The following is a 24,962-nucleotide window of genomic DNA, read 5'->3' as shown; positions in this document are numbered from 1 at the left end:
ATGCCGACTTATGAATTTAGGTGCAAGAAGTGTAATAAAAAATTTGAAGTTTTTACGAGTATAAGCGATAAGGATAAGACTGTTTGTCCAAAGTGTAAAGGGAAAGCGCTTGAGCAAATATTAGGCGGGTTCTATTTGTGCGGCGTTAAAGATATTTCTTCCGGAAGTTCAAAGGCTTCATCCTGCAGTAGTTGTGGAAGTTCAAATTGTAGCAGTTGCAGTTCCCACTAAAAACACCGTAAACTACTAACATACCGGAGAGCACAATTTGAAATTGTGCCTACATTTTTTTTACTAATCGTCCGCCCCAGACGGACTCAAGGGCTTCGTATAAACGGTTCTAAGTAAATTGTTCCTTGTAGAAATGATGCCCTGATTCCTATATCAACGGGCAGTGTAAAGAATATTTTAGTTTCAAGATGAAGTTCCAGTCCTTTAGAAAATTGCGTGGCTTCTCTTGGAGCGATTGCTTGATTTAAGAATATTACTCCCCACATATCTTCAAAGAAAATATTAGGATTCCATAAGCCTTTTCTTATTTTAAAAATTGGTTGCGAGTATTCAAATTTTAGTATTACTCCTGTTCTTGCAGGTATCGGTTCTTGAAACCCATATATTTTTGGTAATACAGTGGCAGGATTATCAGGGTCATAAATACCTTTAATATTAACTGAATATTGGTTATTTGATAAATAATGTATTAACTTCCAGCCTGCATAGATTCCCGTCCTATTAATTTCAGAATTTATTTTTTTACTTTCTATGGGAATATCAATTAGTAGTTGTTGATGGATGTTAGGTGTTTCTAAAGTTGTTGTCATATACGGCTCAATTTCTTTGCGGGAAAAATCGTTGTATAAATTACCTGCTAAGCCGAATAATAATTTGGAAGAAAGTTTATTAACGAATGGGTATTCCGTTCCGAGTTGCAATTTGGCGGCGTTAAAATTATCAAAATTAATGTAAGAAACGAGCGGAGCAAAGAAATTATTTGTAAAATTAAAATAGCAAGTAGTTTTTTCTTTCCCGAGGTCATAAAATATGTTTGTAAAATAGGAAAAGTCTCCAACCGCATCATTTCCGTATAACATCATTCCTAATTCGGTTGTCTGTGTATCTGAAAAGACCAGAGGTATGTGTATTTTAGGAAACAAAGTTTTCAGATTGTCGAAGTAGTTGCCTCTATAGATTTCATTATCATTCAAGGTAAATACGGGTGGGGTAGTAAATTGTGAGTCCGACATTGCAAATTCTTTAAGTTCTACTTTTTTGCGGTAAATATCATTTCCATAAGAATTTAACCCAACAAAGAAAAGAGAACTATCTTTTTCGTTATATGCGGAAGAAGAAGCGAATCCATTTTGAGTAAGCCTGTATGTTTTTTTATTAGACAAGTCATAACAATAGATAGAATATATTTTTTCATAATTCGAGGTAAAAAAGAGTTTATTATCATAAGCGGAAAGCGAGCCCTGACAATAAGGAGTATGAATTAAAGGAGTAAATTCCCGAGTTTCTATGTTCAGGTTATAAACATTAAAGTTCTGCCAGTCTTTACGGGCGGATACAAATATCCGACTACTGTCGGTGGTTTGTCTATTTGGCGCAAGTATTTCATCAACTAAAAATTCCGTATTGAAAAGTAGTTTTTTGGTTTTGGTACGTGTGTTATAAAGGTATATTTCTGAACCGAATTTTCCTTTTATATCTTTGGAATATAGAATATTATTATCTGGAAGAACATCAAAAGCTCTTATTTCATCGCCGATAATGGTTGTAGTTTTTCCCGTAGAAATATTTTTTTTATAAATGATGGAATAAAGTCCATAAGTTGAATAGCTTGAGTTAGCGTATCCTTTTTTGATTTCATTAAGCGCATAAAACAAATTTCCGTTATGAATTCTTATTGGCATTGAGAAGGGGGGAACCGAGGAAATAATCGTTTTTTCTTTGCCGGTGTTTAAATCTATTTCTATAATTTTATTTGACCAGTGTTCGTTAAAGGGTGCAGTTTTTGTGGCATATTTTTTTTGATAAAAGAGTTTATTATTATATATTACAGGGTAATTAATATACCACCCGAAGTTGGTTAGTTTTTCCCCTTCCATTGAGAAGTTTTTTGACTTTTCTTTTTCATACTCGTACCAATTATTCCATAAAGTTGTTAGTGATTTCCCGTATATTCTTTTAGATGTCAAGTCTAACCCTAATGACGGTAAGATGGGGGAAGCATAAGAGAGCAAAGAAGACCCGTAGGAATTAAAGAATTTAGCAAATTTATCTTCTCCATAGGTTTTTGATAAGTAATTAAAAAATTCGCTTCCATAAAGGTAAGGGGCTTCGCCGCCCGGAAATTCCGAGGGGGAGTATGTTGCTTTGATTATGGAGGGAAAGTTATTATCTTTTATAGTTGCCCCGATGTAAGCATCAAAAAAACCATCGTTAAGGCGTCCGTTGTGTTCGGAAAATTGGGATTCGCTGTATACGGCAATTCCTTCATCTATCCATTCCGGGGAGAAAATATTTGGCGCCAAAAAAGTTCCATAAAAAGAAGTTAAGAAATTCGGAATTCCTGAGGTGTTAGTAAGGTGAAGCATATGAGTGTATTCGTGAACTCCGACATCAGCCCACCAGTTTTCCGTATATCCAAGAGAGCTGATGGATGGGGGATAAGTAAATAAATGAATATTAATAAATACGGGATTTGTTATCCCGTTTGTTAATGTCCCGACATCTTCGATTACTATTGGGGTGTTAGTTCCATAATTCCCGGTGAGACGTTGTATTTTAGGACGATAAAATTCAAGAGTCTTTAGAATCTCGAAAGCGTAGTCTTTATAACCATTTTTATATATGATTGTGAAATTTCCGGTTTTAATGGTTTCCCAATTAGTCCTGCCAAACAGGGGAGAAGTAAAAATGAAACATCCCGCCGTGGCGGTGATAAAAATGCCAAACAGGGAGAGTTGGAGTTTTTTTAAGAAATACATTGAATCAAGATAATTTTATGGGTAAGTGTTTTGATTTTTTATTAGAAAACAGATATCCCTGTAATTTTATGTGGTATTTTCCTACTGTGCCGGAGAGTGTTCCGTCCGTATTTTCTAACCATTGATAGGTTTTAGAGGCGTGATTTATTGCAATAATTATATGTATATTAGGTTCAGAAAAGGATTTTAAGTCTAATTTACTTGGTTCCGGAATTGCTCTTACATCTGCAAAATCAGTATGGGAATGGAAGTAGCCTACTATTTTATTTTTTGTTGAAAGAGCAGCATTCATATTTTCTATAGTATCTTTTAATTTCTGTTCGGTATTTGTAATTATTGCCCATGTAAACTTACGGACGGCTTCTTGCTGGGGGATTGCATATTTTACGTGGCAAGTATTTCCTTCCGCGCTACTTGTGCTTATCAATATTCCGATTACTTCTTTTCTATATACTTCCATAGCGGAAGTGACCATATGGAAAAAAGCCGATTCGCTGAGAATGATTTCATTGTATACGATACTCATTTTATTAGGTACATTATTTTTTTTGTAGATGTAAATTCCATAGTTTTTAATATATAGAAATAAATCCCTGCAGCTGCTTTTTTACCTGAATTATCTTTTCCATCCCATACAAGAGTATAATAACCTGCATTCTGTGATTTATTCAGGAGGGTTATTATTTTTTGGCCGGATGAGTTGTAGATATTGATAGTTACATTAGCATTAATAGGTAGCCCGTATTCTATTGTCGTTGAATTTGTAAAAGGGTTTGGGTAATTATTGGAAATGAAAAACGTTTTTGGTGTAGCAATAGAAGTGTCCTGAATCTCTACAGAATTTATAATAATTTGCCATATTGTCGAGTAGGGTGACCATCTTCCCGTATTATTACCTGCTTTTACCCGCCAAAGATGAGTAGTTTTTGATAGAGCAGTGGAAGTAAAGGCTGTATCAGAAATTTCTGTGCTGTCAGAATCTATTTTAATCCTGTATTTTGTTGCTCCCGTTGATTTATGCCATACAAAAGACGGAGTAGAGTCATTTGTTGTATGCCCTGAATCCGGGGCTATTAAAGTGGGCATTTCCGGGGATACGGTTATTTTAACAGTGTCGGATTTTGATACATTAAGGTCGGTTACCGTTAATATGTAATTAGTAATCACTGCGGGGGATGCTTTTGGAGTTTTTATTGTTGGATTGGATAGACCTAGCGAGGGCGTCCAGTTATATGTATAATTATTAGGAGCCGTTTTTGAGTAATTGGGAGCGCCGCCTGTAATTGTTGGGCTAAGAGTGATAGAATCTCCCGACAATATTGAAGTATCTTTTCCGGCATTTACTGATAATGCGGTATAAGTAGCCTGGCAATAAAAATATCCAAGACTGCACTGTCCGTATTTTATTCTAAAATACCCATTTTCACCCCATGTAGGGCTCCATGAGTTTTTTACATTAAAGCAGGAATCTTTGTTGTTCCATCCGGTCAGGACGACAATGTGTGCTCCTAAAACCAGACCTGTTAAGTGTTTATAAACGCCTGATGCGTAAGAAAGAAAATCTTCATAGATGTTCATATAAGAACTTATTGGACCAGATGAGAGGGCAGTTTGAAGTTTAGATATGTTTATATTACTTGCTCCGCTTCCAGCCTGTCCTTTAGCATATGTTGTAATTTTTCTTGTTTGGGATAACCAATCCGTGCATCTGTCGCAGACACCGTTACAGGCAGTGTATGGGTCACAGGATTCAAGAGGAATCCCGGTGGATTTTATAAAAAGAAGAGAAGTCTCATCATTACCACCGGCGCAATCTCCACAGCTAGTGCAACAGTCGGTAACAAGAGTTTGTTCCGCAAGGTCAAGGTCGATATCCGGATTGTTTTCCCCTATATTTGTAGCCGCTTCTGCTACCCCGACAGCTCCAAAAGCCCAGCAGCTTCCACAAACACTCCCCTGGTCTTTCACAGGAGACATCCAATCTTTCCCGTCTTTAGTGTGCCAATCGAAGGAATCGGGTAACGCAAGAGGGGAGACGAAAGATTTTTGGGTTGTAGAATCGGTTGGTTGGTGCATTCCCTGAAATAGGTTATTGCGTTTTTCATCAGGGAGCATAAATATTTTGTTTAAACCTGCGGTCCAGTGAGCGTTGTTATCTATTATGGCTTTACGAATGTTTCTAAGTTCATCAAATCTTTTAAATGCCAAAAGTTTCAGTTCATTATCGGTAGTTGTTTCGCTTATGTATTGCGTTTTAGAGTTTTTATAAGAAAAAACGGCAGAGTTCGTTATTTCTATAATATTTTTATTGAACGCGCCTTGTATTAGTATGGAAATCGTAAATTTATCGGATTGGATTATTTTGTCGGATAGTGAAGGATTTAGGGGAATATTTCCATCAGAGATATTCTTTTCTGATAAAGCAGTTAAAAATTCATTATTCAGGTAGATACAACCAATTGGTTCTTTCAGCAGGGGTTGTGGAAAGTATAAAGTTAAGCCGGATTGTTCTTTGACCAAGGAAAATGGCGTAGAAAATGCAGTGATTGAGGATAAAAGCAGAAAGGAATTAATCATAAATTTTAATTTAATGTTCATAGGTTCCTCCTTTATTCCTTTTTAATGGATTATTTATTATAGTAACCATACTTTACAAATAATTCAATGTCAAATGTTTTTATGGTATGGATGTTTGAGTTGGAAATAGTTTTAATTAGAATTTTTTAAGAGCGGTAAATTTTAAAAACGGGTTATCATTTTTAAAACCTATTTGTATGTCTACATCCTTTATCCAGGATAGTTTTTTATTGTTTTCCTGCGCAATAGAATACGCATCTGCCATATTCCAGATATGCAAGCCTATTGCGGTTGCAAATAAAGCTATTGTTCCTGTTGTTTTTATAACGGATGTGTTTGATGCTTTATCTTGAATAAATTGTAGTTTTTTACTACTGAATTCACTATTTATTATCCAGCTATATTTTTGTAATTCTATCCCGGACAGTGAAACTGCTAACATAAGGCATCCTATTTCCGAAGAAAGATAAAGGATACCTCTTTTATATTGTCTGCAATAAATTTGTCCGAGTCCCGGGCAGTTCAAAGAAAGTAATCCTGCAGTTAAAGGCTCTTTTGAAGATGTGTGGACTTCCTTATCGGTGGAATTTGTTGCAATTTTAATCAAATCTTCCTGTTTTAGCGGTATATTTGTTAATGTAGGATTATCTCCCAAAAGGAGATTTGTTAGAAAGAAGTTTATTGCGACAATCATTATAATCTTTTTCATTTTATATTTTCTCCTTTCAAAGAGGGTATATAGCAAACATTGTGTCAATAATTGAGGGGTGTCTGTTAATGGCTGAGAATAAATGGAATTGAGGAGAAAACAAATATAACTAAAGAGGTTTTTTTAGTTCTTCTGTATCAAAAGTGATACAAACATTGTGTCAAATTTTTATAGGGATTAAGGGGGAGATTAAAAGACTTTAGAGATTATTTTGCATATATTTTCTAGAAAATCTTTATCTTCCTTTGTAAAGGGGGAAGTGGCGTGTGAGTCAATATCGAGTTCGCCTACTATTTTATTATCTTTGAAAATAGGAACTACTATTTCGGACTTTACGTTTATGTTACAGGAGAGATAATTAGTTTCTTTCGAGACATCCTGAACGACAAAAGTTTCTTTTCTTTCTGCTGCTTGTCCGCATATACCTTTTCCAAATGGTATTTTTGTATGTTCGGTTGGGGTTCCTATATAAGGGCCAAGAATGAGTTCCGGTTTTGAGTTTTCCGCAATATAAAATCCGACCCAATTATAATGAGGAATATTATCTTTAAGTAATTTACAAATATCTTTGAGTTTTCCGTCTCTTTCTAAATTGTTGTCAACAATTACTGTTATTTTATCAATAAGGTGACTAAAGTTTTGCATTTCTTTTTAATTCTTTCCAGAGTTTGAATATTTTTCTTATGTGGGGGATAGTGATTGAGCCGCCGACTATTAGTCCTATAGAAATGGCTTCTTCAAGTTCATTATCGGTGATACCTTTTTCGTAGCATTGAATTGTATGATATTTAATACAATCATCGCATCTCAATACAAGTGAAGATACAAGTCCAATAAGTTCTTTAGTTTTCTCGGAAAGTTTACCTTTACGATATACCTGAGAATCAAGGCTAAAAAATCTTTTCATACTTAACCCGCTGTATTCCATTACAGTGGTATTAAGTTCTTTGCGTTCTTTGTTGAAAGCGTTAATTGATTTACCAGCCATTAACCTTATCTTTTTATATATTCTAAAACAGATATCTAAATTTTTGGTTTCAATAAAGAAAAAAGGTTGTTTATATAAGAACTTCTTTATCTTTATAATTACCGCATTTCTGACATCTTCTATGTGGTAATATTAGAGTTCCACATTTTGAGCAAGCTATAAGCTGAGTTGGTTTACTTTTCCAGTTTGTTCTTCTGTCTCTGCCTCTTGTTTTAGTGACTCTCCGTCTTGGTGCACCCATTTTTTTACCTCCTAATTAAAATTAATGTGATACTTATAACCTACAAATGATTTTTGTCAATTTCTAAAATAAAATTATAAAAACATTTAAAAGCTATCTTGAATATGGATAGATTGTAAATCTTTTCAACAGTTAACGGTTATGTTATCTATAAGCCTTGTTTTCCCGTACCATACAGCTATTGCAATTAAACATTCGCCTTTAAGTGTTTTGGGTTGTTGTAGATTATTTTTGTTTATAATTTCTATGTAATCTATTTTTAAACTATTCTCTGACGGGGAGGAATATGTCATTTTTGTTAATATTCCATCTTTTATAAATTTTTTTAGTTTTGGAATATTGCGTTCTCCTTTATTAATTTTATTTGCTGTTTCTCTAAGAGTCTTATAGATAATTGAGGCATTTTGTTTTTGCTTATTAGTGAGATACTTATTTCTGGAACTCATAGCAAGCCCATTTGGTTCCCTTATTATCTTTCCTGTTATAATTTTTGTTGGGAAATTAAGATCTTTTGTCATTTTCTTTAGAATAATTACTTGTTGTGCATCTTTTTCGCCAAACACCGCAATATCCGGATTAACAATATTAAATAATTTAGCTACGATTGTGCAAACGCCTTTAAAATGAGTAGGCCTTGATTTTCCGCATAGTTTGTTTGAGAAACTAGGGATATCAATGTATGTTCGGTATCCTTCGGGATACACTTCGTTGTTTGTTGGTGCAAATAGTATATCTATTTTTTTTTCAGATAAGAGTTCGATATCTTTGTTAAAAGTTCTGGGATATTTATTAAAATCTTCTTTTGGCCCAAATTGTGTTGGATTAACGAATATACTTACTACTACAAATCGACTATGTTTTTTAGCAATATCTATGAGTGAAATATGACCTTTATGTAAGGCTCCCATAGTAGGCACGAATCCTATAGAGATATTTTTCTTGCGAATCTCTTTAGATATTTCTTGCATTTCAGAGATTTTGCTAATTATTTTCACTGTCGGGGCGGGATGTTTCATTATTGTTTTCATTTCGAATCTTTGAAAATGACAACTTTATTTACATTGCTTTGTGGCGTTAAATTCCCGTCAACTTTAGTAAAATAAATTCCAGAACTATATTTTGAAACATCAAACTCTGCAGAATGAGTTCCTTTTGTCTTTTTTCCTTGAGATTGTTTAATTACTTGTCTTCCTGCTATATCATATAAAGATATTGAATAATTTCCTGTTTTGGGGACGGTATATCGTACGGTAAGTTTTTTATACACTGGATTAGGAGATATAATAATTTTAGTTTGAGAATTGTCTTCAATCGCTGATTTTTTCCCAATAAGTTTTGCGTAGATGTCCCAGCCCTGAAGTCTCCGGTTATCCATCCATGTGAATGCTATAAGTTCATTATTAGCAGCAATATTTCTTCCGCTTTTCCCCCAACGTTGATTAGAAGCGTGAAAAGGAGTTTCATTGACTACGAAATTGTTATCTATAAAGTTACTTGTGCTATCCAGTATTTGTGCCATTATTTGCATGTTTACATTTTTTGAACTTGTCCAGCTAACTATGAAATTTCCGGATTCCGGAATTACCGTTACGGCAGGAAATCGTTGTAGAGAAGAATCGAAATCCTGGTTTATTCTAAAATTAGAACCTATTGGCAAGGCACTTGAATCAAGTCTCTGGCAATAAATATCTGCATTACCGTTTCTATAATCTTCCCACACAACTATAAATTCACCATTTTCTTTTAAAACTACAGTTGGATTGTATTGTTGAACGGCGAATGCTGCGTCATCATTTATTATGAAATTTGTTCCTATTTTTTGTCCAAGCGAATCAAATCTTTGTCCTTCTACATCAAAATGGACTTTATCCTGTAAATATTCTTCTTCTTGCCATACAACTATGAATTCTCCATTTTTTTTCATACTTATATTTGGTAATATGCTTTGGTTTCCGGTTACTTCATTAACTTTAAACAAAGTGTCTATGGGTGTACAATCTGCAGAATATTTTTGCCCGAATATATCCGGAAATTTATTATCTAACCGGAGGTCTTCCCACACTACTACGAAATTACCTTTTACATCTACTGCGATTTTAGGTTCACTGGATGCCATTGCAAAGCCTGCAGTTAAACAAATTACCTGAAACGGGAGACTTGTTGGATTTCCATTTGTGTCATATTTCCTAGCAGATATAAACATATCCGATTCTCTCCATACTACTATAAATGCACCATTTGTATCTATTGCTACTGCAGGCATTGCGTTATTGTCGTAATGCGTGCTATCATTTACTTTTATATTAGTGCCGATGGGGTTTCCGGTTTTATCATATCTTTGAGCAAATATATCACAATGATACCATTCCCGTCTATCTTCCCAGACAATCACAAAATTACCATTTTCATTTATTGCAATTTGAGGCTGTGTTTGCGGGCGCGTACCGGCTTCCGGGACTATATTTATATTATTCCCAATCGGATTATTTGCGTTATCATAAGTTTGTAACATAATATTAATATCTTCGCTGTCCGGTTTATCTTGCCATACAACTGTCGATTGAATTTGGGTGTTATGTTTTTGAGTAACAATCATGGGGGCGGAAGATAATAATTCAGTGTTTGGGTCATCTGACGGGGAGTTATTAACTAGTGTATTATTGCCAATGGGATTTCCATTTGAGTCATATTTTTGGATATAGGTATCTGTGGCGTTTTGTGTTCGTCTATTATCCGTCCATACTATGTTGAAATTTCCTGCACTATCTACTCCTACTGAGGTAAGTTTTGTTAATGAATGCCAGCAACACTTACCTGTCAGATTAACACAAAAATTTGTTCCTATTAAACCCGTACTTGGTTGATATTTTTGTCCCCATATTCTTGGATCGGAAAGTTTTATGCGGTTATCTCTCCATACTATTACATTTTGGTTATTAAGATTGCTATTTATAAAAGGATACCATCCAAAAAAATTATTTGTTGTATCATCATTAACTTTAAAATTAGTATTAATTGGAGTTCCTGATGATGTATATCTTTGGCAAAATATATCTAATTCATTTTGTCTGGAATCGCCCCATACTACGGAAAAAGTATTTGGTCCATCAGGAGATATATGAGGAGTTCTTTGTCCTACCCTTGAACCATCATTGTTAACGAAGAAGTTATTCCCGACTTTAGTTCCATTTAAGTTGTATATCTGACAATAAATATCTCTATCTCTTGTAGTTCTATTGCGTTGGTCTGTCCATACTACTGCAAATTTATTGTCTGCTAGGAATGCTACGGCCGGCTCATCCTGTGTTTCCCCGCTGTTATCATCGTTTACGATGAAATTATTCCCTTGGGGGATAGCCTGGTTGTTATATAATTGACCATAGATATTGGGTTCCCCATCTCTAGTATCATTCCATACGATTACAAAATTACCTATGCTGTCTGCCGATATAGATGGAGTATTTTGTGCTGAACCGCCGGAATCATTATTCACTCGAAATATAGAAGTTAGCGGTATTCCATTTAAGGCATATTTACACGCATAGATGTCATAGTCATTCCCATTTCTCATATCTTCCCATGCTACTAGTATGTTACCGGAATAAGACATTGCGACTGTTGGGTTGGCTTGTTTGCAACCGCCACTCGTATCATTATTAACGAGGAAATCATTCTTAATATTTGATAACTGGCTAGTCTTTTCCTGAGGAACAACATTAAGATGTGAGAATGTGATTTGTTCTGAAATTATAGCTTTGGCTAGAAAAGTAATAAATAAAACAAAAACAATTGTTATTCCGGAGATTAAATATTTTTTCATATTCCTCCTGTTATTATATTAATGTTATTTGTATGCCTTGTCAAAAGCCATGCGAATTATTTTTTTAGTGATATTAAGTTTTTTTATAGAATTTAAGTTAAATTTACAAAAATATATCCCCGGTGGCACTGGTTGTCCCAAATTGTCTTTGCCATCCCAAGTTATCGGGTTACGTTCCGATTCAAAAGCAATTAAAGGGAAGGACTTAACCAATTTACCACCTATATTGTAAATTGCTATTTGTTGATCCGTATATTCGTTATCCGATATGTTTTTTCGATTAACTATCCCTGAGTATTGAATAATGGTTTTATTATGGAATGGATTCGGTGAAACAGTTAAGTTGATTCCGCCATAGCGGGATGTTGTTTCGCTCCACTTTTCTTCTATTCCTGCTGGTGTAAATAAGTTTGCATAAATATCATAATCATCCCAGCTATTATTTCTGTTGTCTTGCCATACAGCAAGACAGTTGTTTCCTATTGTGGTCAGTTCAGGGAAGAATGCATCTTGTGAGGAATTAGAAATTGAGATATTGTCATGAATTATTTTATTATTTTCTACATATACAATAACCCATCTATTTCCGTTCCAAACTACTTTTGGGGAATATAAACTATAACCTAAGGTTTCTGCAAATAAAAAATTAGTTCCCTTAATAGAGTTTGATGTATCCAAGAATTGAGCGTAAATGCTGTTGTAAGAGCTACCGTTTCGATAGTCGGACCATACCGTTAACCATTCTGTTCCATTTGAAGCGATGTCTGGGTAAAGCTGATTTTTAGTTGCCTGACAAATTGGGAAATTACTATTTACAACTATTCCTGATGTATCTACAATTTGTCCCCAAATATCTGAAGTGTCGGAGCGTTTATCTTCCCATATAACCAAAAATTTTTTTTTAGTTTCCGACCATGCTAAAGCAGGCGCCAACTGTTCTTTTGTAGTTACAGCTATTGGAATGGCGCTATCTATAAGCACTCCATTCAAATCTATCATTTGTCCATAAATGTTAAGATCATTATTATTTCTGGAATCAGCCCATACTACAAACCATTTGTTGTTTCCAAAGCTTATGGCTGGTTGTTGACTTTTATTATTTACTGTGGATATAGGTATTTCAGAGCCTGTCAGGTTCCCGTTACTATCTATTAACTGTCCATAAATATGAAAATTTCCACCTCCTATGCCCTGTTCCCATACTACAAGATATGATGTTTCTCCCCATTGAACTACCGGTGAACGTTGGTCATTAGGGTTATTATATATAGGGAAATTGCTACCTACAAGGTTGCCTGAAAAATCTACGAGTTGAGCCCATATATCTGCATTAGAATTACGATAATCTTCCCAAACTATAAGAATATTGTTGATTCCTTGTGATATATCCGGTACAGATTGTTTATTCTGTGCGTTCGAAACAATAAATTCATTAGCGTATATCAAATGAGGTGAACTGAGTAACAACATTAACAAAAAGCGATTAATCATTTTATTTGGTGTATTTGGCAGTTAATTCCTGTAGAAATTTAAGTATAATTAAGCCACCTTCGCTGTCTGCGCATAACATATAGTTATTTTTGATAACAATATCTCTTGTATATCCCGGAGTATCATACCATCCTATTTCGATAGGATTAGCCGGTTTTGTTATATCTGCTACCCTTACTCCTTGATTTCCACAGGCAATATATAAATAAGGTTCAACTACGGATACATTCATAATACATCCTGAAACAGATAATTTCCCTATCTTTGTAATGTTGGGAGTGTTAGATATATTTAATACGCTTATGCCATTTTCTCCATCTGCTACATAACAATAATCACCGAAAATATCGAGTCCCCATGCATATCCGTCAGTGATAAAACTCCCAACTTCCCTTGGAGCATTTGGATTAGTTATGTTTATAACTCTTATCCCTCCTTTACCTGTGGCAAGGTAACAGTAGTTTCCTGATACACATACATCCCAGGTGGGTGTATTGGTGACATATTGAGATATTTTTATGGGATTAGAGGGATTAGAAATATCAACGATAGCAAGTCCACCAATGTGTGCAGCTATGTAAGCGTAATTTCCTACAATTTTAACGCCTCTTGAATATCCGTCTGGTTTAATGCCTCCGAGAAGGGTAGATTTTGTGATTTTTTTACTATCAGGAGGACAAGAGGAGTCTTTTTTTACGTCTATAACCCATACCCCAGCTACATCATCCGCAATGCAGACATAAAATTCTACGGTATTGATTGGTATTACATCTAATGCCCATGCAGCACCAGGAGTATCATAAATACCGATAGTTGTAGGTTCCTCTATGTTGGTTATATCTAATATTTTTACACCATCTCTATAATTAGTTGAGAAAAGAGTATTGCTTTTTATGTTTAGTGCATAAGTTTGTCCCGGCGATTCATACCTGCTAATTAATTCTGGATTAGAGGGGTTTGTGATGTCAAGAATATCCAATCCATAGCGTAATTTTCCTACAAAAGCTAAAAAATGATTCAAGGAAACAGAATATATATGGGAAGGGATTTTTATATTTCCAACCATTATTGGTTTCGCGGGATTTGTTAAGTCTGTGACGATTATTCCAAAATCAGGGTTCGTAAGGTATGCATACTTGCCGGAAATATCAACATTTATTGTAGGTCCATAGGTAGCGGTTAATTCAGAAAAATAAGAGGTAAGAGTAGGGTTAGATGGATTGGAGACATTTATTATGTTAAGTCCCCCCGTACCAGATGCTATAATGGCAAAAGAATCATAAAGGGCAATTTTTAGACATACGCCTGCTACAGGACAATGCCCTATTTTTAGTGGCTTATAGGGATTAGATATATCAAGTATCAATAGACCTTGAGTATAATCAGTAAGGTATGCATATTTTCCGGAGATTGCTATGTCATATACTGAACCTGGTGTAGAGTATTCTGCAATTTTTAATGGAAATTCGGGATGAGATATATCTATTATTATCATACCTGATTTACAATCTGCTACATAGAGATAATTATTTTTATTCGTAAGGTCTATAGCATATCCTTTTGTATCAATATTTCCTGTTTCAACAGGATTATGTGGGTTAGAGATATCTAGTATCCTTAATCCACGTTCTCCATCAGCTATATAAGCATAATTATCCAGAATTTTAATAGCCTCCGCTTGACCTGGTGTGGGACAAGAACCAATAGAAAGGGGATTATTATAATCTGAAAAATCGATAATTTCAATACCTCTTCCCGTAGCACAATAAAGAAGGTTGTTTTTTAAAAATATGTCTTTAAAAACACTTGTTTCGAACATAGAACCAACAAATTCTATATTTGAAGTATTTATTGGAGCATCAGAACCTCTATTCCATAATGTTTGAGATTGATCCCCCGAACCGAAATTATTATTCAAAACTAATAATATAATAAATAGTAAATTATGCATTATTTCCCCCTATTAATATAATTATACTTATTTCTTTATTTTATATATGATATAAATAAGTGTTAAAGTCAACTAAAAAATTGAATTAATTTCAAATAGAAGATTAAAATTATCGTATGAAAATTAAAAATATTTTATAAAAGAATGCAATAGCATATAAAATTTTAATTGACTCTATTGTTAAAACAGGATAGTTAGATAAACAGTAATTTTTTAAATGTATGGGAAATAAATTAAATAAAAGTGTTGCTTTATTTGTTTCCACATTGTGTTCTTTTCTTACGCCTTTTATGGGGTCCTCCGTAAACGTTGCGCTACCTTCTATTGGCAAAGAATTTGGTATGGATGCAATATTGTTAAGCTGGGTTACAACTGCGTATCTTTTATCTGCGGCTATATTTCTTGTCCCGTTTGGGAGAATTGCGGATATATATGGTAGAAAAAGGATTTTTAGTTATGGGGTGTTGATTTATTCCATAGCGTCTTTTTTTTCTGCGATCTGTAAAACAGGGTATTTGCTTATCTATTGCAGGGTGTTACAGGGAGTGGGCGGAGCAATGATTTTTGGGACAGGGGTAGCAATTTTGATATCTGTGTTCCCTGTCGGAGAACGAGGTAAAGTTCTAGGAATAAACACAGCTTCAGTTTACTTGGGGTTATCTATCGGCCCGTTTGTTGGGGGCTTTTTAGTGGAACACTTTGGCTGGCGAAGTCTTTTTTGGGTTAATGTGTTGCTGGGGGTAGTGGCATTTATTTTTATTATCTGGAAATTAAAGGGAGAATGGGCAGAGGCAAGAGGAGAACGTTTTGATTTTACGGGTTCTATAATTTACGCTATTTCTCTTATTATGCTTATGTATGGATTTTCACAATTGCCATCAAAAATAGGTTTAATATTAATTTTATGCAGTGTTCTGGGGGGATGGAGTTTTATACAATGGGAAATGAAGAATAAAGTTCCTATTTTGAGTATGAGGCTTTTTAAGGGTAACCCGGTTTTTGCTTTTTCTAATTTAGCGGCTCTAATTAATTACAGTGCTACTTCTGCTTCAGGCTTTTTATTAAGCCTTTATTTACAATATGTAAAAGGGATAGGTCCCCAAAATACCGGTCTTGTTTTAATTGCGCAGCCAATTATTATGACTGTCTTTTCTCCATTTACCGGCAAGTTATCAGATAGAATTGAGCCGAGAATTCTTTCTTCAATAGGTATGGGATTAACGTGTTTCGGACTTTTATTGTTTGTTTTTTTGGGGAAAGAAACATCGCTGGGGTTTATTATATTTAGTTTGAGTATTCTTGGTTTCGGTTTTGCTTTTTTCTCGTCTCCGAATACCAATGCAGTTATGAGTTCTGTTGAAAAAAAATGCTATGGGGTAGCTTCTGCGACACTTGGGACTATGCGGATTATAGGACAGATGCTAAGTATGGGTGTTGCAATGTTATTGTTTGCTGTAAATATGGGGAAAATTCAAATTACACCTGAATGTCACTTGCTTTTTTTGAACAGTATGAAGACAGCATTTATAATTTTTGCTGTTATTTGTTTTTGTGGGATATTTGCATCACTAGCGAGAGGAAATATAAAAAACAAATAATCTTATTCATTTGTAATTAGTTGAAGCATATTGCAACGGAGAGGGCGGGATTTGAACCCGCGACCCCAATCGCTTGAGGCACATGATTTCCAGTCATGCTCTTTAAGCCGCTCAGACACCTCTCCATTTTAAAAAAATCTATCAAAAAGCTTGGAGATTTTATTATTAATTTTATAAAATGTCAACTATAAAGTCAAAAATGCAGTTGTAATAAAAAAATATAGCTATATTCCCCTCTCTAAATCGTTTGAAAGAATTTTCTTTTTCCGCTTGACAAATTACATTTTAAGCAACACTTAACTAGATTAGGTATTATAGGTATTGTTATTGCTATTATGAAGAAATATAGTTTGCTGTTTTATATTTTTGTTTTTGGGTCTATCCTCCCAAGGAAACTAATAGGGAATGATATTGCAATTTGTACGTCTTCTTTTAGTCAGACATATCCTTATGTTGTTTCAAATAAAGAAAATTATCTTATTGTGTGGCAGGACAAAGTAAATTATTCAACTACAGGGCTGGATATATGGGGACGTATTGTTCTGGAAAACGGAACTAAAAATGACAGTTTTCCTGTATGTAACTCAAGTCAAAATCAGTTTTTACCCAGAGCGGCTTATGATGGTAATAATTATCTTGTAATATGGATAAATGATGGTGGTGGAGTATATGGGCAGTTTATAGATAAAAACGGTACCATTATTGACACTAATTTTTTAATTGTAAATGGCCCGATATCACAAGCTTCATTATGGAGCAATGGAAAGAATTATTTAATTGTTTGGGTTAATGATTCTATTTCTTCCAATGCGAATATTTGTGGATCTATTGTATCTAAAATCGGTACCACTGTGGTATCCTCTTTTTTTATTTCGAATGCTCCAGATACTCAGTTATACCCGGAAGTAACTTCCATAGATTCTAACTATCTTGTTGCATGGTCAGATAAAAGAAATGGTAATTGGGATATATTTGGTCAAAGAATAGCTTATGACGGGACGTTTCTAGGGAATAACTTCCCTATTTCTCAAAAATCAGTCTCGGAGCAAAGAGCTAAGCTTGCAAGTAATGACGCAATTAGTATGATTGTTTGGGAAGAAGATTATGGTCTTTTTATCGGGTGGGACATTCATGCTTCCATTATTGATAATGATATGAACTATCTTTACAAGGACAGTGTTATTTGTGATGCCCCATGGGATCAAAGAGCTCCTTCTGTTTGTTGGTCTGGGAAAGATGGAAAATTCATTGTAGGATGGAATGATTATAGAGTCCCGATAATAAATAAAGCTAATATATATATTGCAAAAGTGAGCCCATCCGACAATCCTTCGGAAACTCAAATTACGAATAATAATAATTTCGAAAAAAGAGAAACAAGCATTGCTTCTTCTACAAATTGTTTTCTTATTGTTTGGGAAGATTGGAGACAAGGAACTTCAAATGAAGACATCTATGGGTATATCCCTCAATTTATGTTTACAGAGGAAAGTATTTTATCAAAAACCAATTATGTAGAAATTGTTCCCAACCCTTTTTTAGAGTATGTTGTATTCAAGGGAATGGGGAATAGAATTAAAATATTGGATAAAAGTGGCAAAGTTGTAAAAATTATAAATCACAGCAAAGTATGGTATGGGGACGATAATAATGGAGAGAAGTTACCTAGCGGAACATATTTTATCCAATTATCAGACAAACCTTTATTATTTAGCAAGATAATAAAACTCTAGATCGTGTATTAATTTAGCAGTAATAGTTTTCGAGTTTGAATAATTTTATTTTCTGTTTCTAAATTACAAAAGTAAACTCCGGATGTTAATTTTTGATTTGAGTTGTTTTTTCTATCCCATAGAATTTTATTTTTTTGTAATGTGGGAAAAGTTTTAACTAATTTTCCACTTATATTGTAGATTTTAATAGTTAACCCATTAAGCTTATTTGCAGATTTGTTTAGTTGTAAAGAAAAGATAATGTTTGTAATAGCCGGGTTAGGATAAATTCTTAATTGTAGATACTCGATGATAGGGGTGGAACTAGAATTTTCTTCGATTGTTTGTATTGGTGAGGTTGCAAGACAGAACCCACTTTGGGTTTCATACACCATTTTATATTCATTTTTATCCCGTACTACATCTGGTGCCCAAGGACCGGCACTATCATAAGGCAAGTCAAAACTGGATAAAATTGGATTGTCAAAGTATTTATTCCAATTTATTCCATCCGTAGATGTGGCATACCCCGCACGAACGGTATCTATCACAGCATCCATTTTATCGGCAACCGAAATCCCGCTATACCACATTTCATAAAGCGTATCAGTTTTTATTACAGCCGGAACCGCTGCCCACAAATCTTCCCATGAGCCTGCAGTCCCGACTTCTAATACAGGATTCAATGGGTATTTTGTCCACACTTTTCCATCCGGAGATGTTGCATATCCGATTCTGATTTTCCAGTCTTTTGCAACTCCGGTGTACCACATTTTATAAATATTTTCGTCATATAATACTGCAGGTGATTCAATCCAAAAACCATCCCATTGAGTAGAGTCACCTTTTTCCAGAACCGGATTGTTAGAATCTCTTTGCCAGTTTATTCCATCGGACGAAGTTGCCAGACCAATTGCAGAGTGTATTGGCGGGGAACTGTCTGTGGGTGCACCAAAATAATAAAGTTTATATCCCATAGAATCTCTTACGATTTCAGGTGTGTCAAGCCAGCGCATATCCCATTCCCCCTGTTTCCCGACATCCAGAACGGGAGTTCCATTATTGTGTTTTACCCAATTAATAGCATCTGTAGAATGTGCGTAAAACACTCTTCCTTTATGGTCAATACCTGCCGCACAATACCACATTTTAAAAGTATCATTTTCCATAATACAGGTGGGTTGTCCTATTGCAAAAAATTCCCAGATAAAATTTGTTTTTACCATAACAGGATTATTTGCATATTTTGTCCATTTTGTTTGTGAGAATAATGTGTTTTCACATATAAATAAAATCAGAAAAAAGAAAACGGATAACGATATTTTTTTCATTATTCCTCTAATGCTAATCTTGCCAGGGCAGAAACAGGAGATTTAGGGTACTTTACAAGAATCTGATTATATATTTTTACTGCTTCTTTTTTATTGCCTGTTTTTTCATACAGAGTCCCCTCTTTCATCAGAATTTCAGGCGTTTTAGGGGCATCTTCGAATTTGATTAAAAATTCTTTGCATTCATTAATCGCTTCTTTTTGGTTTTTCTTGGATTCAAGGATATCTATCAAAAGGATATAGGAAAATAAATTAATCGAGGAGTGTCGTAATTTAAGCTTTTTTAGGATTTCAATAGATTTGTCAAATTTATCTTCACCGCCGGGGCGAGATGTTCCATTTCTATATAGAAGTTCGGCGTTAGCAAAATTTGTTAAATCTTCTTTTGTATTTCCGTTTAAGAGTTCTATTCTATAAAGAGCATCATTACAATCGGGAGAAAATGACGGAATATTTTTATAGAATTTTAAAGCATTTTCAAAATCATAATTAAAATACATAAGTTCTGCCAATAAAAAAGTATCTTTAATTGTATTAATATCTATTTTTTCAAGCTCTCCTTTTCTCAAGTATTCTCTATATGGGGGAATTACGTTATGATTATTTGTTTGAAGAGGGACATTAATTATAAAACTTAATAAATAGACGAGTAACATTTAATTTATATAAAGTTTTTTATCTTTTATGTATTTTTCAACATTATCAGGGACAAGATGTTTAATTGATATTTTTTGTTTTAGCATTTTTCTTATTTTTGTAGATGAAACATCAAGCATTAATGGCAAAAACTTCATATTTTTGGAAACTTCATGCTTTATCCCAGGTCTTCCAACTGCTATAATATTAACGAATTCAGAGATTTTTTTATAATCTTTCCATTTATGAAAGTTTTTTGCCTCGTCTATACCTATGATTAAGAATATGTTTGAAGGATAGTTTTTTTTACTGAATTCTATGAGTGTATCTATCATAAAAGATAATCCCTTTCTTTTTATTTCAATATCAGAGATTTCAAAATATGGACTATCGGATATCGCAAGCCTAACTAAATTAAATCTATGTGCTGCGGAAGCATAAGTAGGAGATTTATGAACGGGGGTATTTAGTGGTATCCATACTATTTTATTTAGCTTGAATTTTTGTCTTGCTTGCTCGGCAATGATAAGATGTCCAATATGAGGCGGGTCAAAAGCGCCTCCAAAAATCCCTATATTAACCATATTCATAACATAATATTTATTAAATAAAAATGCAAGTTTTAATTAATAAAAAAAACAACTCAATAAAGATGACTTGATATTTTTCTTGACAATCCACTTTTATATATTATCCTGTTTCTGCGATTGTCGCAAAACGTAGACTATAGAGAGAAAAGTCATGGGAAATGTTGATGATATTTCAGATAAGATAATGATTTTGGGGGCGAAGGTATATCCCCTGTTTCGGCAGATTTTCGAAAATTATCATCCTGATGAAATTGCTATTCTGCATATTTTAAGAATGGCCGATGGTAAGCTTGTGAGAAAAGAGCTTTTGAAAGAACTTAATGTAGAGAAGAAAATAATTTCAAGAAGAATTAGAAACCTGGTGTCTATGGGGTTTGTAAAAAGTTATAGAAGTCAGCTATCAGCTCGAGAGGTTGTAGACGAGATAACTGAAAAAGGAAACAGGGAATTTAACGATTTAAGGAAAAAAATTAAATTTCTATTAAAAGGAGGTATGGAATTCCTTGATAAAGAGGAACAACGTGTTTTGCAAAATATTATTAACCAGTCCGGAAATAAGATAAAAACGATTGAAAAGATTGTAAAATTAGGAGTAAAATAAATAATGAAGAAAATTTTTCTTATTGTAGGAGCAAGACCTAATTTTATGAAAGCAGCTCCTATTTTAGAAAAATTAAAAAAGTGTCCCGATATTAAATCTGTTTTAATACATACTGGTCAACATTATGATTACGCTATGTCTAAAGTGTTTTTTGAGGATTTAAATATTCCTGCGCCGGATGTAAATCTTGGAATTGGATCTTGTGGACACGCTGAACAAACCGGTAGGATAATGATTGGATTAGAAAAAATTTATTTAAAAGAAAAACCTAATTTAGTCGTAGTGTTCGGAGATGTAAATTCTACTCTGGCTGGTGCACTTGTGGCTTCTAAATTGAATATTCCAGTTGCTCATATTGAAGCTGGTGTTCGTAGTTATAATAATATGCCGGAAGAAACCAATCGCCTTCTTACAGATCATATTTCCGATTATCTTTTTACTACTTCTAAATATGAAGATGAAAACCTATGGAAAGAAGGGATATCTGTAAATAAAATATTCTGTGTAGGTAATATAATGATAGACAGTCTATTGAAATACAAAGAGGTAGCGATTAAAAGACAGATTACTGAAAAATTACTTTTAGAAAGAAAAAAATATGTTCTATGTACACTTCATAGGGTGGAAAATGTAGACGATAAAGACAAATTTAAGAATATTATCCGTGCTTTATCGGAAATATCAAAAAGTATGTCTATTATATGCCCTGTTCATCCAAGAACCAGAAAAAATATAAATAATTTTGGGCTAAATAAATTTTTCACAGAGTTTAAAGCGGGAAAGCTTGGGAAAAATACTGGTATAAAGCTTATAGAGCCTTTGAGTTATATTGATTGTTTAAATTTAGAAATGAACGCAAAATTTATTATTACGGATTCAGGGGGAATACAAGTAGAAGCAACTATTTTAGGAATTCCTTGTCTTACCATTCTTGATAAACCTCTTTGGGTTGTTACTCATAAAGAGGGAACGAATATTTTAGTTAAGGAATATGGCAAAGAATTAATAAAACAGGCGATGAAAATGGTCAATAAAGAATATGTTAATAAAAAAGGGGTAAAGTCTCCAAGATTATGGGATGGAAAAACAGCAGATAGAATAGTAAAAATTTTAATTAAAAAACTATGAAAAATAAAATCGTAATAACCGGTGGCGCCGGATTTATTGGCTCTCATTTAGGAGATGCTTTGCTTAGTAGCGGATACGAAGTTGTCGCAGTGGATAATTTATCGATGGGGAAAATAGAAAACATTAAACACAATTCAGCGAATCCTGATTTTCATTTTGAAAAAGTTGACATCAGAGATATTGAGTCATTAAAAAAAGTGTGCAAAGACGCAAATATAATAGTTCATTTAGCGGCTTATAAAATTCCGAGATATGGTAATGCAGTAGAGACTTTATTGGTAAATGGAGAAGGCGGCGTTAATGTTTTTAAAGTTGCAAAAGAATTTAATTGTAAAGTTGTGTTAGCTTCTACATCAGATGTGTATGGGAAAAGCGAAGAATCATTTTTTCAGGAAGATGGGAATTTAATAATGGGACCAAGTTATATTCCAAGATGGAGTTATGCTGTATCAAAGTTATTTGAAGAGCATTTAGCTTATGCTTATCAAGATGCGTATAATATACCGGTAAATATAATAAGGATTTTTGAGTGTTATGGACCACGCTATCACCTTTCATGGTGGGGTGGTCCAATACCTGTTTTTATTTCTGCAATACTAAGCAATAAGGAAGTGGAAATTCATAATGACGGTAAACAAACAAGATGTTTTATTTATATTAGTGATTTGGTTGATGGGATAATAAGTATTATAGAAAAAGATAAACTATCCGGTGAAATTTTTAATCTTGGAACTAAGGAAGAGATAAGTATATTGGATCTTGTTTATTTGATTAAAGATTTATCAGGAAGCGTTGATATGCCTAAGATAAAATTTGTTCCGTATTCCAGTTTTTCAAATAAAAAATATGAAGACATTAAAAAACGTACCCCTGATATAACAAAAGCTGGAAATTTATTAAAGTTTGCCCCCAAAATGTCTCTAAGAGAAGGTTTATTAAAAACTATTGATTGGCAACGTGGAATTATAAAAAAAGAAGAATAAAATGGTATTAAAAATACAAAATAAAAAAGTTATTTGGGGGATTAGTCCCTGGTCTACTATGTGGAGTATGGGTGAAAAAAAAGGCTACAGAGGATATTATTATATTTTAAAAGCTTTTGTGAACGCCGGATACGAGACCCATTTATTTTGTTTGAACGATAGCGATTTCAAAAACGATGAACTTTGTGAAGGCATATATATCCATCGGTTTAGAGTGCCATTACAAAGAGTAATCAGGCAGTTACAGATAAAAAGTATGCGCTTAAAGATTTTTGGATTTATTGGAAATCAAATTTTACAATTTTTATTTGTTTTATTATATGTTATTTCAGTAGTAAAAAGAATATTGAATTTCAGCAAGAAAGGCCCTTCTCTTATTTATGCATATAGTGCTTATGATGTCTTGCCGGCATATATATTAAGTAGACATTATTCTGTTCCCAATATTACCAGATTATTTGGGACATATATTACTCCTCGCGATTTCAAATTACGATTGTTAACAAAATGGCAGGAAATAATAGCGTTTAAGATGCCATGCAGATATTTAATTGTTTTGAATGATGGAACTCAGGGAGATAAGATTGCTAAGATGGTGGGAGTTCCTCATGAAAGACTGAAGTTCTGGTATGATGGTGTGGATAAACAAATATATAATCCAATTTTTAATAGTGATGAATTTAAGAAAGAACTGGGTTTAGATAATTCTGTTAGAATTATTTTAACGCTTAGTCGTCTTGTTAACTGGAAACATTTAGAAAGGATTATAAATGCTATGCCATATATTGTATCGGAATTTAAAAATGTTGTCTTGTTGATAGTAGGCGATGGTCCGGAGAGAAAAAAATTAGAAAAAATAAGTCAAATTTTAGATATGGAAAAATATGTTAAATTTACTGGTTCTGTTAATATAAAAGAAACTTCAAATTATATGAATTTAGCAGATATATTTGTATCGGTAAATGATGTCTCGAATGTTAGTAACGGTTTGCTTGAAGCTATGGTGTGCGGGAAATGTATTGTTACTTTAGATGTCGGAGATACGAAAAGATTGATAAGAGATAATGAGACGGGAAAATTAATATCAGTAAAGAATCAGAAAAGTATTATTACGGATTTATCTAAAACAATTATAGATATTTTAAAGGATGAAAACTTAAGAAAAAAATTAGGCGATAATGCTAGATTTTATGCGGAAAAACATTTTAAAAGTTGGGAAGAAAGAATGGGTATTGAATTAGATTTAATAAGAAGCTTAATTACACATAATAATTATGTTAAAATAGAAAATAAAATAATTTAGCAGGTAAAAAACAATGATAAAATATAAGGTATAAAAGAATTGACAAAAACTTTTAAGAAAGTAGCTTAGATGCAATTTAAGAATATAATATAAATTGAAAAAATGTTAAGTAAAAAAATATTGGGAGATGTATAGATTTAATATAGTATCTATATCTTCACGGGAGGAATGATGAATTTTTCTGACAAAACAATTTTAATTACCGGAGGGACAGGTTCTTTTGGGAAGAAGTTCACAGAGGTAGTATTCAAGAAATATAAGCCTAAGAAAGTAATTATTTTCAGCAGGGATGAATTTAAACAATATGAGATGG

22 protein-coding genes and 1 tRNA gene are annotated in these 24,962 nt (G+C 33.5%); 8 read left to right on the top strand and 15 right to left on the bottom strand.

Annotation, left to right across the window (positions count from 1 at the left end; all coding sequences use genetic code 11):
- Entirely contained in the window at window positions 1-231 is a 231-nt protein-coding gene (locus WC614_11790) for a zinc ribbon domain-containing protein (GenBank protein ID MFA5033685.1), read from the top strand.
- Window positions 232-317: 86 nt separating this feature from the next.
- On the opposite strand, the gene WC614_11785 is transcribed toward WC614_11790, so the two are convergent.
- The 11 genes from WC614_11785 to WC614_11735 form a co-directional block, all read right to left on the bottom strand.
- Entirely contained in the window at window positions 318-2,990 is a 2,673-nt protein-coding gene (locus tag WC614_11785) for a hypothetical protein (GenBank protein ID MFA5033684.1), read from the bottom strand.
- A 4-nt stretch (window positions 2,991-2,994) separates the two neighbouring features.
- Window positions 2,995-3,516: a Mov34/MPN/PAD-1 family protein gene (locus tag WC614_11780; GenBank protein MFA5033683.1), complete on the bottom strand. Its 522-nt coding sequence runs from the start codon at window positions 3,514-3,516 to the stop codon at window positions 2,995-2,997.
- Window positions 3,513-5,588 (bottom strand): C1 family peptidase, encoded by a 2,076-nt coding sequence (locus WC614_11775; protein MFA5033682.1) that lies wholly within the window; start codon window positions 5,586-5,588, stop codon window positions 3,513-3,515. The genes WC614_11780 and WC614_11775 overlap by 4 nt, the downstream gene beginning before the upstream one ends.
- A 115-nt stretch (window positions 5,589-5,703) precedes the next feature.
- Window positions 5,704-6,276 (bottom strand): hypothetical protein, encoded by a 573-nt coding sequence (locus tag WC614_11770; protein ID MFA5033681.1) that lies wholly within the window; start codon window positions 6,274-6,276, stop codon window positions 5,704-5,706.
- Between the two features lie 189 nt (window positions 6,277-6,465).
- Entirely contained in the window at window positions 6,466-6,921 is a 456-nt protein-coding gene (locus WC614_11765; protein ID MFA5033680.1) for a GAF domain-containing protein, read from the bottom strand.
- Window positions 6,908-7,264 carry a carboxymuconolactone decarboxylase family protein gene (locus WC614_11760; protein ID MFA5033679.1) on the bottom strand — a complete coding sequence of 119 codons (357 nt, stop codon included), beginning with the start codon at window positions 7,262-7,264 and terminating at the stop codon, window positions 6,908-6,910. The genes WC614_11765 and WC614_11760 overlap by 14 nt, the downstream gene beginning before the upstream one ends.
- A gap of 70 nt (window positions 7,265-7,334) precedes the next feature.
- Window positions 7,335-7,505, bottom strand: coding sequence for a 50S ribosomal protein L32 (gene rpmF / locus WC614_11755; GenBank protein ID MFA5033678.1), 171 nt, complete (start codon window positions 7,503-7,505; stop codon window positions 7,335-7,337).
- Between the two features lie 125 nt (window positions 7,506-7,630).
- Entirely contained in the window at window positions 7,631-8,533 is a 903-nt protein-coding gene (panC, locus tag WC614_11750; GenBank protein MFA5033677.1) for a pantoate--beta-alanine ligase, read from the bottom strand.
- Window positions 8,530-11,325 (bottom strand): T9SS type A sorting domain-containing protein, encoded by a 2,796-nt coding sequence (locus WC614_11745; GenBank protein ID MFA5033676.1) that lies wholly within the window; start codon window positions 11,323-11,325, stop codon window positions 8,530-8,532. The genes panC and WC614_11745 overlap by 4 nt, the downstream gene beginning before the upstream one ends.
- A gap of 24 nt (window positions 11,326-11,349) precedes the next feature.
- The gene (locus WC614_11740; GenBank protein ID MFA5033675.1) at window positions 11,350-12,816 is read right to left on the bottom strand and encodes a FlgD immunoglobulin-like domain containing protein; all 1,467 of its coding nucleotides are present in this window, start codon (window positions 12,814-12,816) and stop codon (window positions 11,350-11,352) included.
- A 1-nt stretch (window position 12,817) separates the two neighbouring features.
- Complete coding sequence (locus WC614_11735) at window positions 12,818-14,767, bottom strand: hypothetical protein (GenBank protein MFA5033674.1); 1,950 nt, start codon at window positions 14,765-14,767, stop codon at window positions 12,818-12,820.
- 221 nt (window positions 14,768-14,988) lie between these two features.
- Here WC614_11735 and WC614_11730 point away from each other — a divergent pair, with 221 nt between their 5' ends.
- Window positions 14,989-16,365, top strand: coding sequence for an MFS transporter (locus WC614_11730; protein MFA5033673.1), 1,377 nt, complete (start codon window positions 14,989-14,991; stop codon window positions 16,363-16,365).
- Window positions 16,366-16,401: 36 nt separating this feature from the next.
- Here WC614_11730 and WC614_11725 read toward each other — a convergent pair.
- A tRNA-Ser gene (locus WC614_11725) sits at window positions 16,402-16,490 on the bottom strand.
- Window positions 16,491-16,700: 210 nt separating this feature from the next.
- On the opposite strand from WC614_11725, the gene WC614_11720 reads away from it, so the two are divergent.
- Window positions 16,701-18,098: a hypothetical protein gene (locus WC614_11720; protein MFA5033672.1), complete on the top strand. Its 1,398-nt coding sequence runs from the start codon at window positions 16,701-16,703 to the stop codon at window positions 18,096-18,098.
- 8 nt (window positions 18,099-18,106) lie between these two features.
- Here the strand turns inward: WC614_11720 and WC614_11715 are convergent, their stop codons facing one another.
- From WC614_11715 to nadD, 3 genes are read right to left on the bottom strand one after another with little or no spacing between them, the layout of a single operon-like run.
- The gene (locus WC614_11715) at window positions 18,107-19,408 is read right to left on the bottom strand and encodes a T9SS type A sorting domain-containing protein (GenBank protein ID MFA5033671.1); all 1,302 of its coding nucleotides are present in this window, start codon (window positions 19,406-19,408) and stop codon (window positions 18,107-18,109) included.
- Window positions 19,408-20,064 (bottom strand): tetratricopeptide repeat protein, encoded by a 657-nt coding sequence (locus WC614_11710; GenBank protein ID MFA5033670.1) that lies wholly within the window; start codon window positions 20,062-20,064, stop codon window positions 19,408-19,410. Before WC614_11710 ends, WC614_11715 begins: the two co-directional genes overlap by 1 nt.
- Entirely contained in the window at window positions 20,065-20,634 is a 570-nt protein-coding gene (nadD, locus tag WC614_11705; GenBank protein MFA5033669.1) for a nicotinate-nucleotide adenylyltransferase, read from the bottom strand.
- A 151-nt stretch (window positions 20,635-20,785) separates the two neighbouring features.
- Between nadD and WC614_11700 the strand changes: the two genes are divergently transcribed.
- The 5 genes from WC614_11700 to WC614_11680 all read left to right on the top strand — a co-directional run.
- Window positions 20,786-21,235 carry a MarR family winged helix-turn-helix transcriptional regulator gene (locus WC614_11700; GenBank protein MFA5033668.1) on the top strand — a complete coding sequence of 150 codons (450 nt, stop codon included), beginning with the start codon at window positions 20,786-20,788 and terminating at the stop codon, window positions 21,233-21,235.
- A gap of 3 nt (window positions 21,236-21,238) precedes the next feature.
- Window positions 21,239-22,363, top strand: a complete 1,125-nt coding sequence (wecB, locus tag WC614_11695) for a UDP-N-acetylglucosamine 2-epimerase (non-hydrolyzing) (protein MFA5033667.1) — start codon at window positions 21,239-21,241, stop codon at window positions 22,361-22,363.
- Window positions 22,360-23,346, top strand: a complete 987-nt coding sequence (locus tag WC614_11690; protein MFA5033666.1) for a GDP-mannose 4,6-dehydratase — start codon at window positions 22,360-22,362, stop codon at window positions 23,344-23,346. Before wecB ends, WC614_11690 begins: the two co-directional genes overlap by 4 nt.
- 1 nt (window position 23,347) lies before the next feature.
- Complete coding sequence (locus tag WC614_11685; GenBank protein ID MFA5033665.1) at window positions 23,348-24,649, top strand: glycosyltransferase family 4 protein; 1,302 nt, start codon at window positions 23,348-23,350, stop codon at window positions 24,647-24,649.
- A 171-nt stretch (window positions 24,650-24,820) separates the two neighbouring features.
- On the top strand, window positions 24,821-24,962 hold a 142-nt coding region (locus tag WC614_11680), incomplete at its 3' end, for a polysaccharide biosynthesis protein (protein ID MFA5033664.1).

It is taken from the genome of bacterium, assembly GCA_041649255.1.
Classification (GTDB): Bacteria; Hydrothermota; UBA3073; order JACQXS01; family JAQTXJ01; genus JAQTXJ01.
The sequence above is the reverse complement of the archived record's forward strand: the minus strand, read 5'-3'. Positions and strand labels throughout refer to the sequence as shown.

Coding starts and splice junctions, on each gene's coding strand:
- WC614_11790 (MFA5033685.1), top strand. CDS start 1: ATGCCGACTTATGAATTTAGGTGCAAGAAGTGTAATAAAAAATTTGAA.
- WC614_11785 (MFA5033684.1), bottom strand. CDS start 2,990: ATGTATTTCTTAAAAAAACTCCAACTCTCCCTGTTTGGCATTTTTATC.
- WC614_11780 (MFA5033683.1), bottom strand. CDS start 3,516: ATGAGTATCGTATACAATGAAATCATTCTCAGCGAATCGGCTTTTTTC.
- WC614_11775 (MFA5033682.1), bottom strand. CDS start 5,588: ATGAACATTAAATTAAAATTTATGATTAATTCCTTTCTGCTTTTATCC.
- WC614_11770 (MFA5033681.1), bottom strand. CDS start 6,276: ATGAAAAAGATTATAATGATTGTCGCAATAAACTTCTTTCTAACAAAT.
- WC614_11765 (MFA5033680.1), bottom strand. CDS start 6,921: ATGCAAAACTTTAGTCACCTTATTGATAAAATAACAGTAATTGTTGAC.
- WC614_11760 (MFA5033679.1), bottom strand. CDS start 7,264: ATGGCTGGTAAATCAATTAACGCTTTCAACAAAGAACGCAAAGAACTT.
- rpmF (MFA5033678.1), bottom strand. CDS start 7,505: ATGGGTGCACCAAGACGGAGAGTCACTAAAACAAGAGGCAGAGACAGA.
- panC (MFA5033677.1), bottom strand. CDS start 8,533: ATGAAAACAATAATGAAACATCCCGCCCCGACAGTGAAAATAATTAGC.
- WC614_11745 (MFA5033676.1), bottom strand. CDS start 11,325: ATGAAAAAATATTTAATCTCCGGAATAACAATTGTTTTTGTTTTATTT.
- WC614_11740 (MFA5033675.1), bottom strand. CDS start 12,816: ATGATTAATCGCTTTTTGTTAATGTTGTTACTCAGTTCACCTCATTTG.
- WC614_11735 (MFA5033674.1), bottom strand. CDS start 14,767: ATGCATAATTTACTATTTATTATATTATTAGTTTTGAATAATAATTTC.
- WC614_11730 (MFA5033673.1), top strand. CDS start 14,989: ATGGGAAATAAATTAAATAAAAGTGTTGCTTTATTTGTTTCCACATTG.
- WC614_11720 (MFA5033672.1), top strand. CDS start 16,701: ATGAAGAAATATAGTTTGCTGTTTTATATTTTTGTTTTTGGGTCTATC.
- WC614_11715 (MFA5033671.1), bottom strand. CDS start 19,408: ATGAAAAAAATATCGTTATCCGTTTTCTTTTTTCTGATTTTATTTATA.
- WC614_11710 (MFA5033670.1), bottom strand. CDS start 20,064: ATGTTACTCGTCTATTTATTAAGTTTTATAATTAATGTCCCTCTTCAA.
- nadD (MFA5033669.1), bottom strand. CDS start 20,634: ATGAATATGGTTAATATAGGGATTTTTGGAGGCGCTTTTGACCCGCCT.
- WC614_11700 (MFA5033668.1), top strand. CDS start 20,786: ATGGGAAATGTTGATGATATTTCAGATAAGATAATGATTTTGGGGGCG.
- wecB (MFA5033667.1), top strand. CDS start 21,239: ATGAAGAAAATTTTTCTTATTGTAGGAGCAAGACCTAATTTTATGAAA.
- WC614_11690 (MFA5033666.1), top strand. CDS start 22,360: ATGAAAAATAAAATCGTAATAACCGGTGGCGCCGGATTTATTGGCTCT.
- WC614_11685 (MFA5033665.1), top strand. CDS start 23,348: ATGGTATTAAAAATACAAAATAAAAAAGTTATTTGGGGGATTAGTCCC.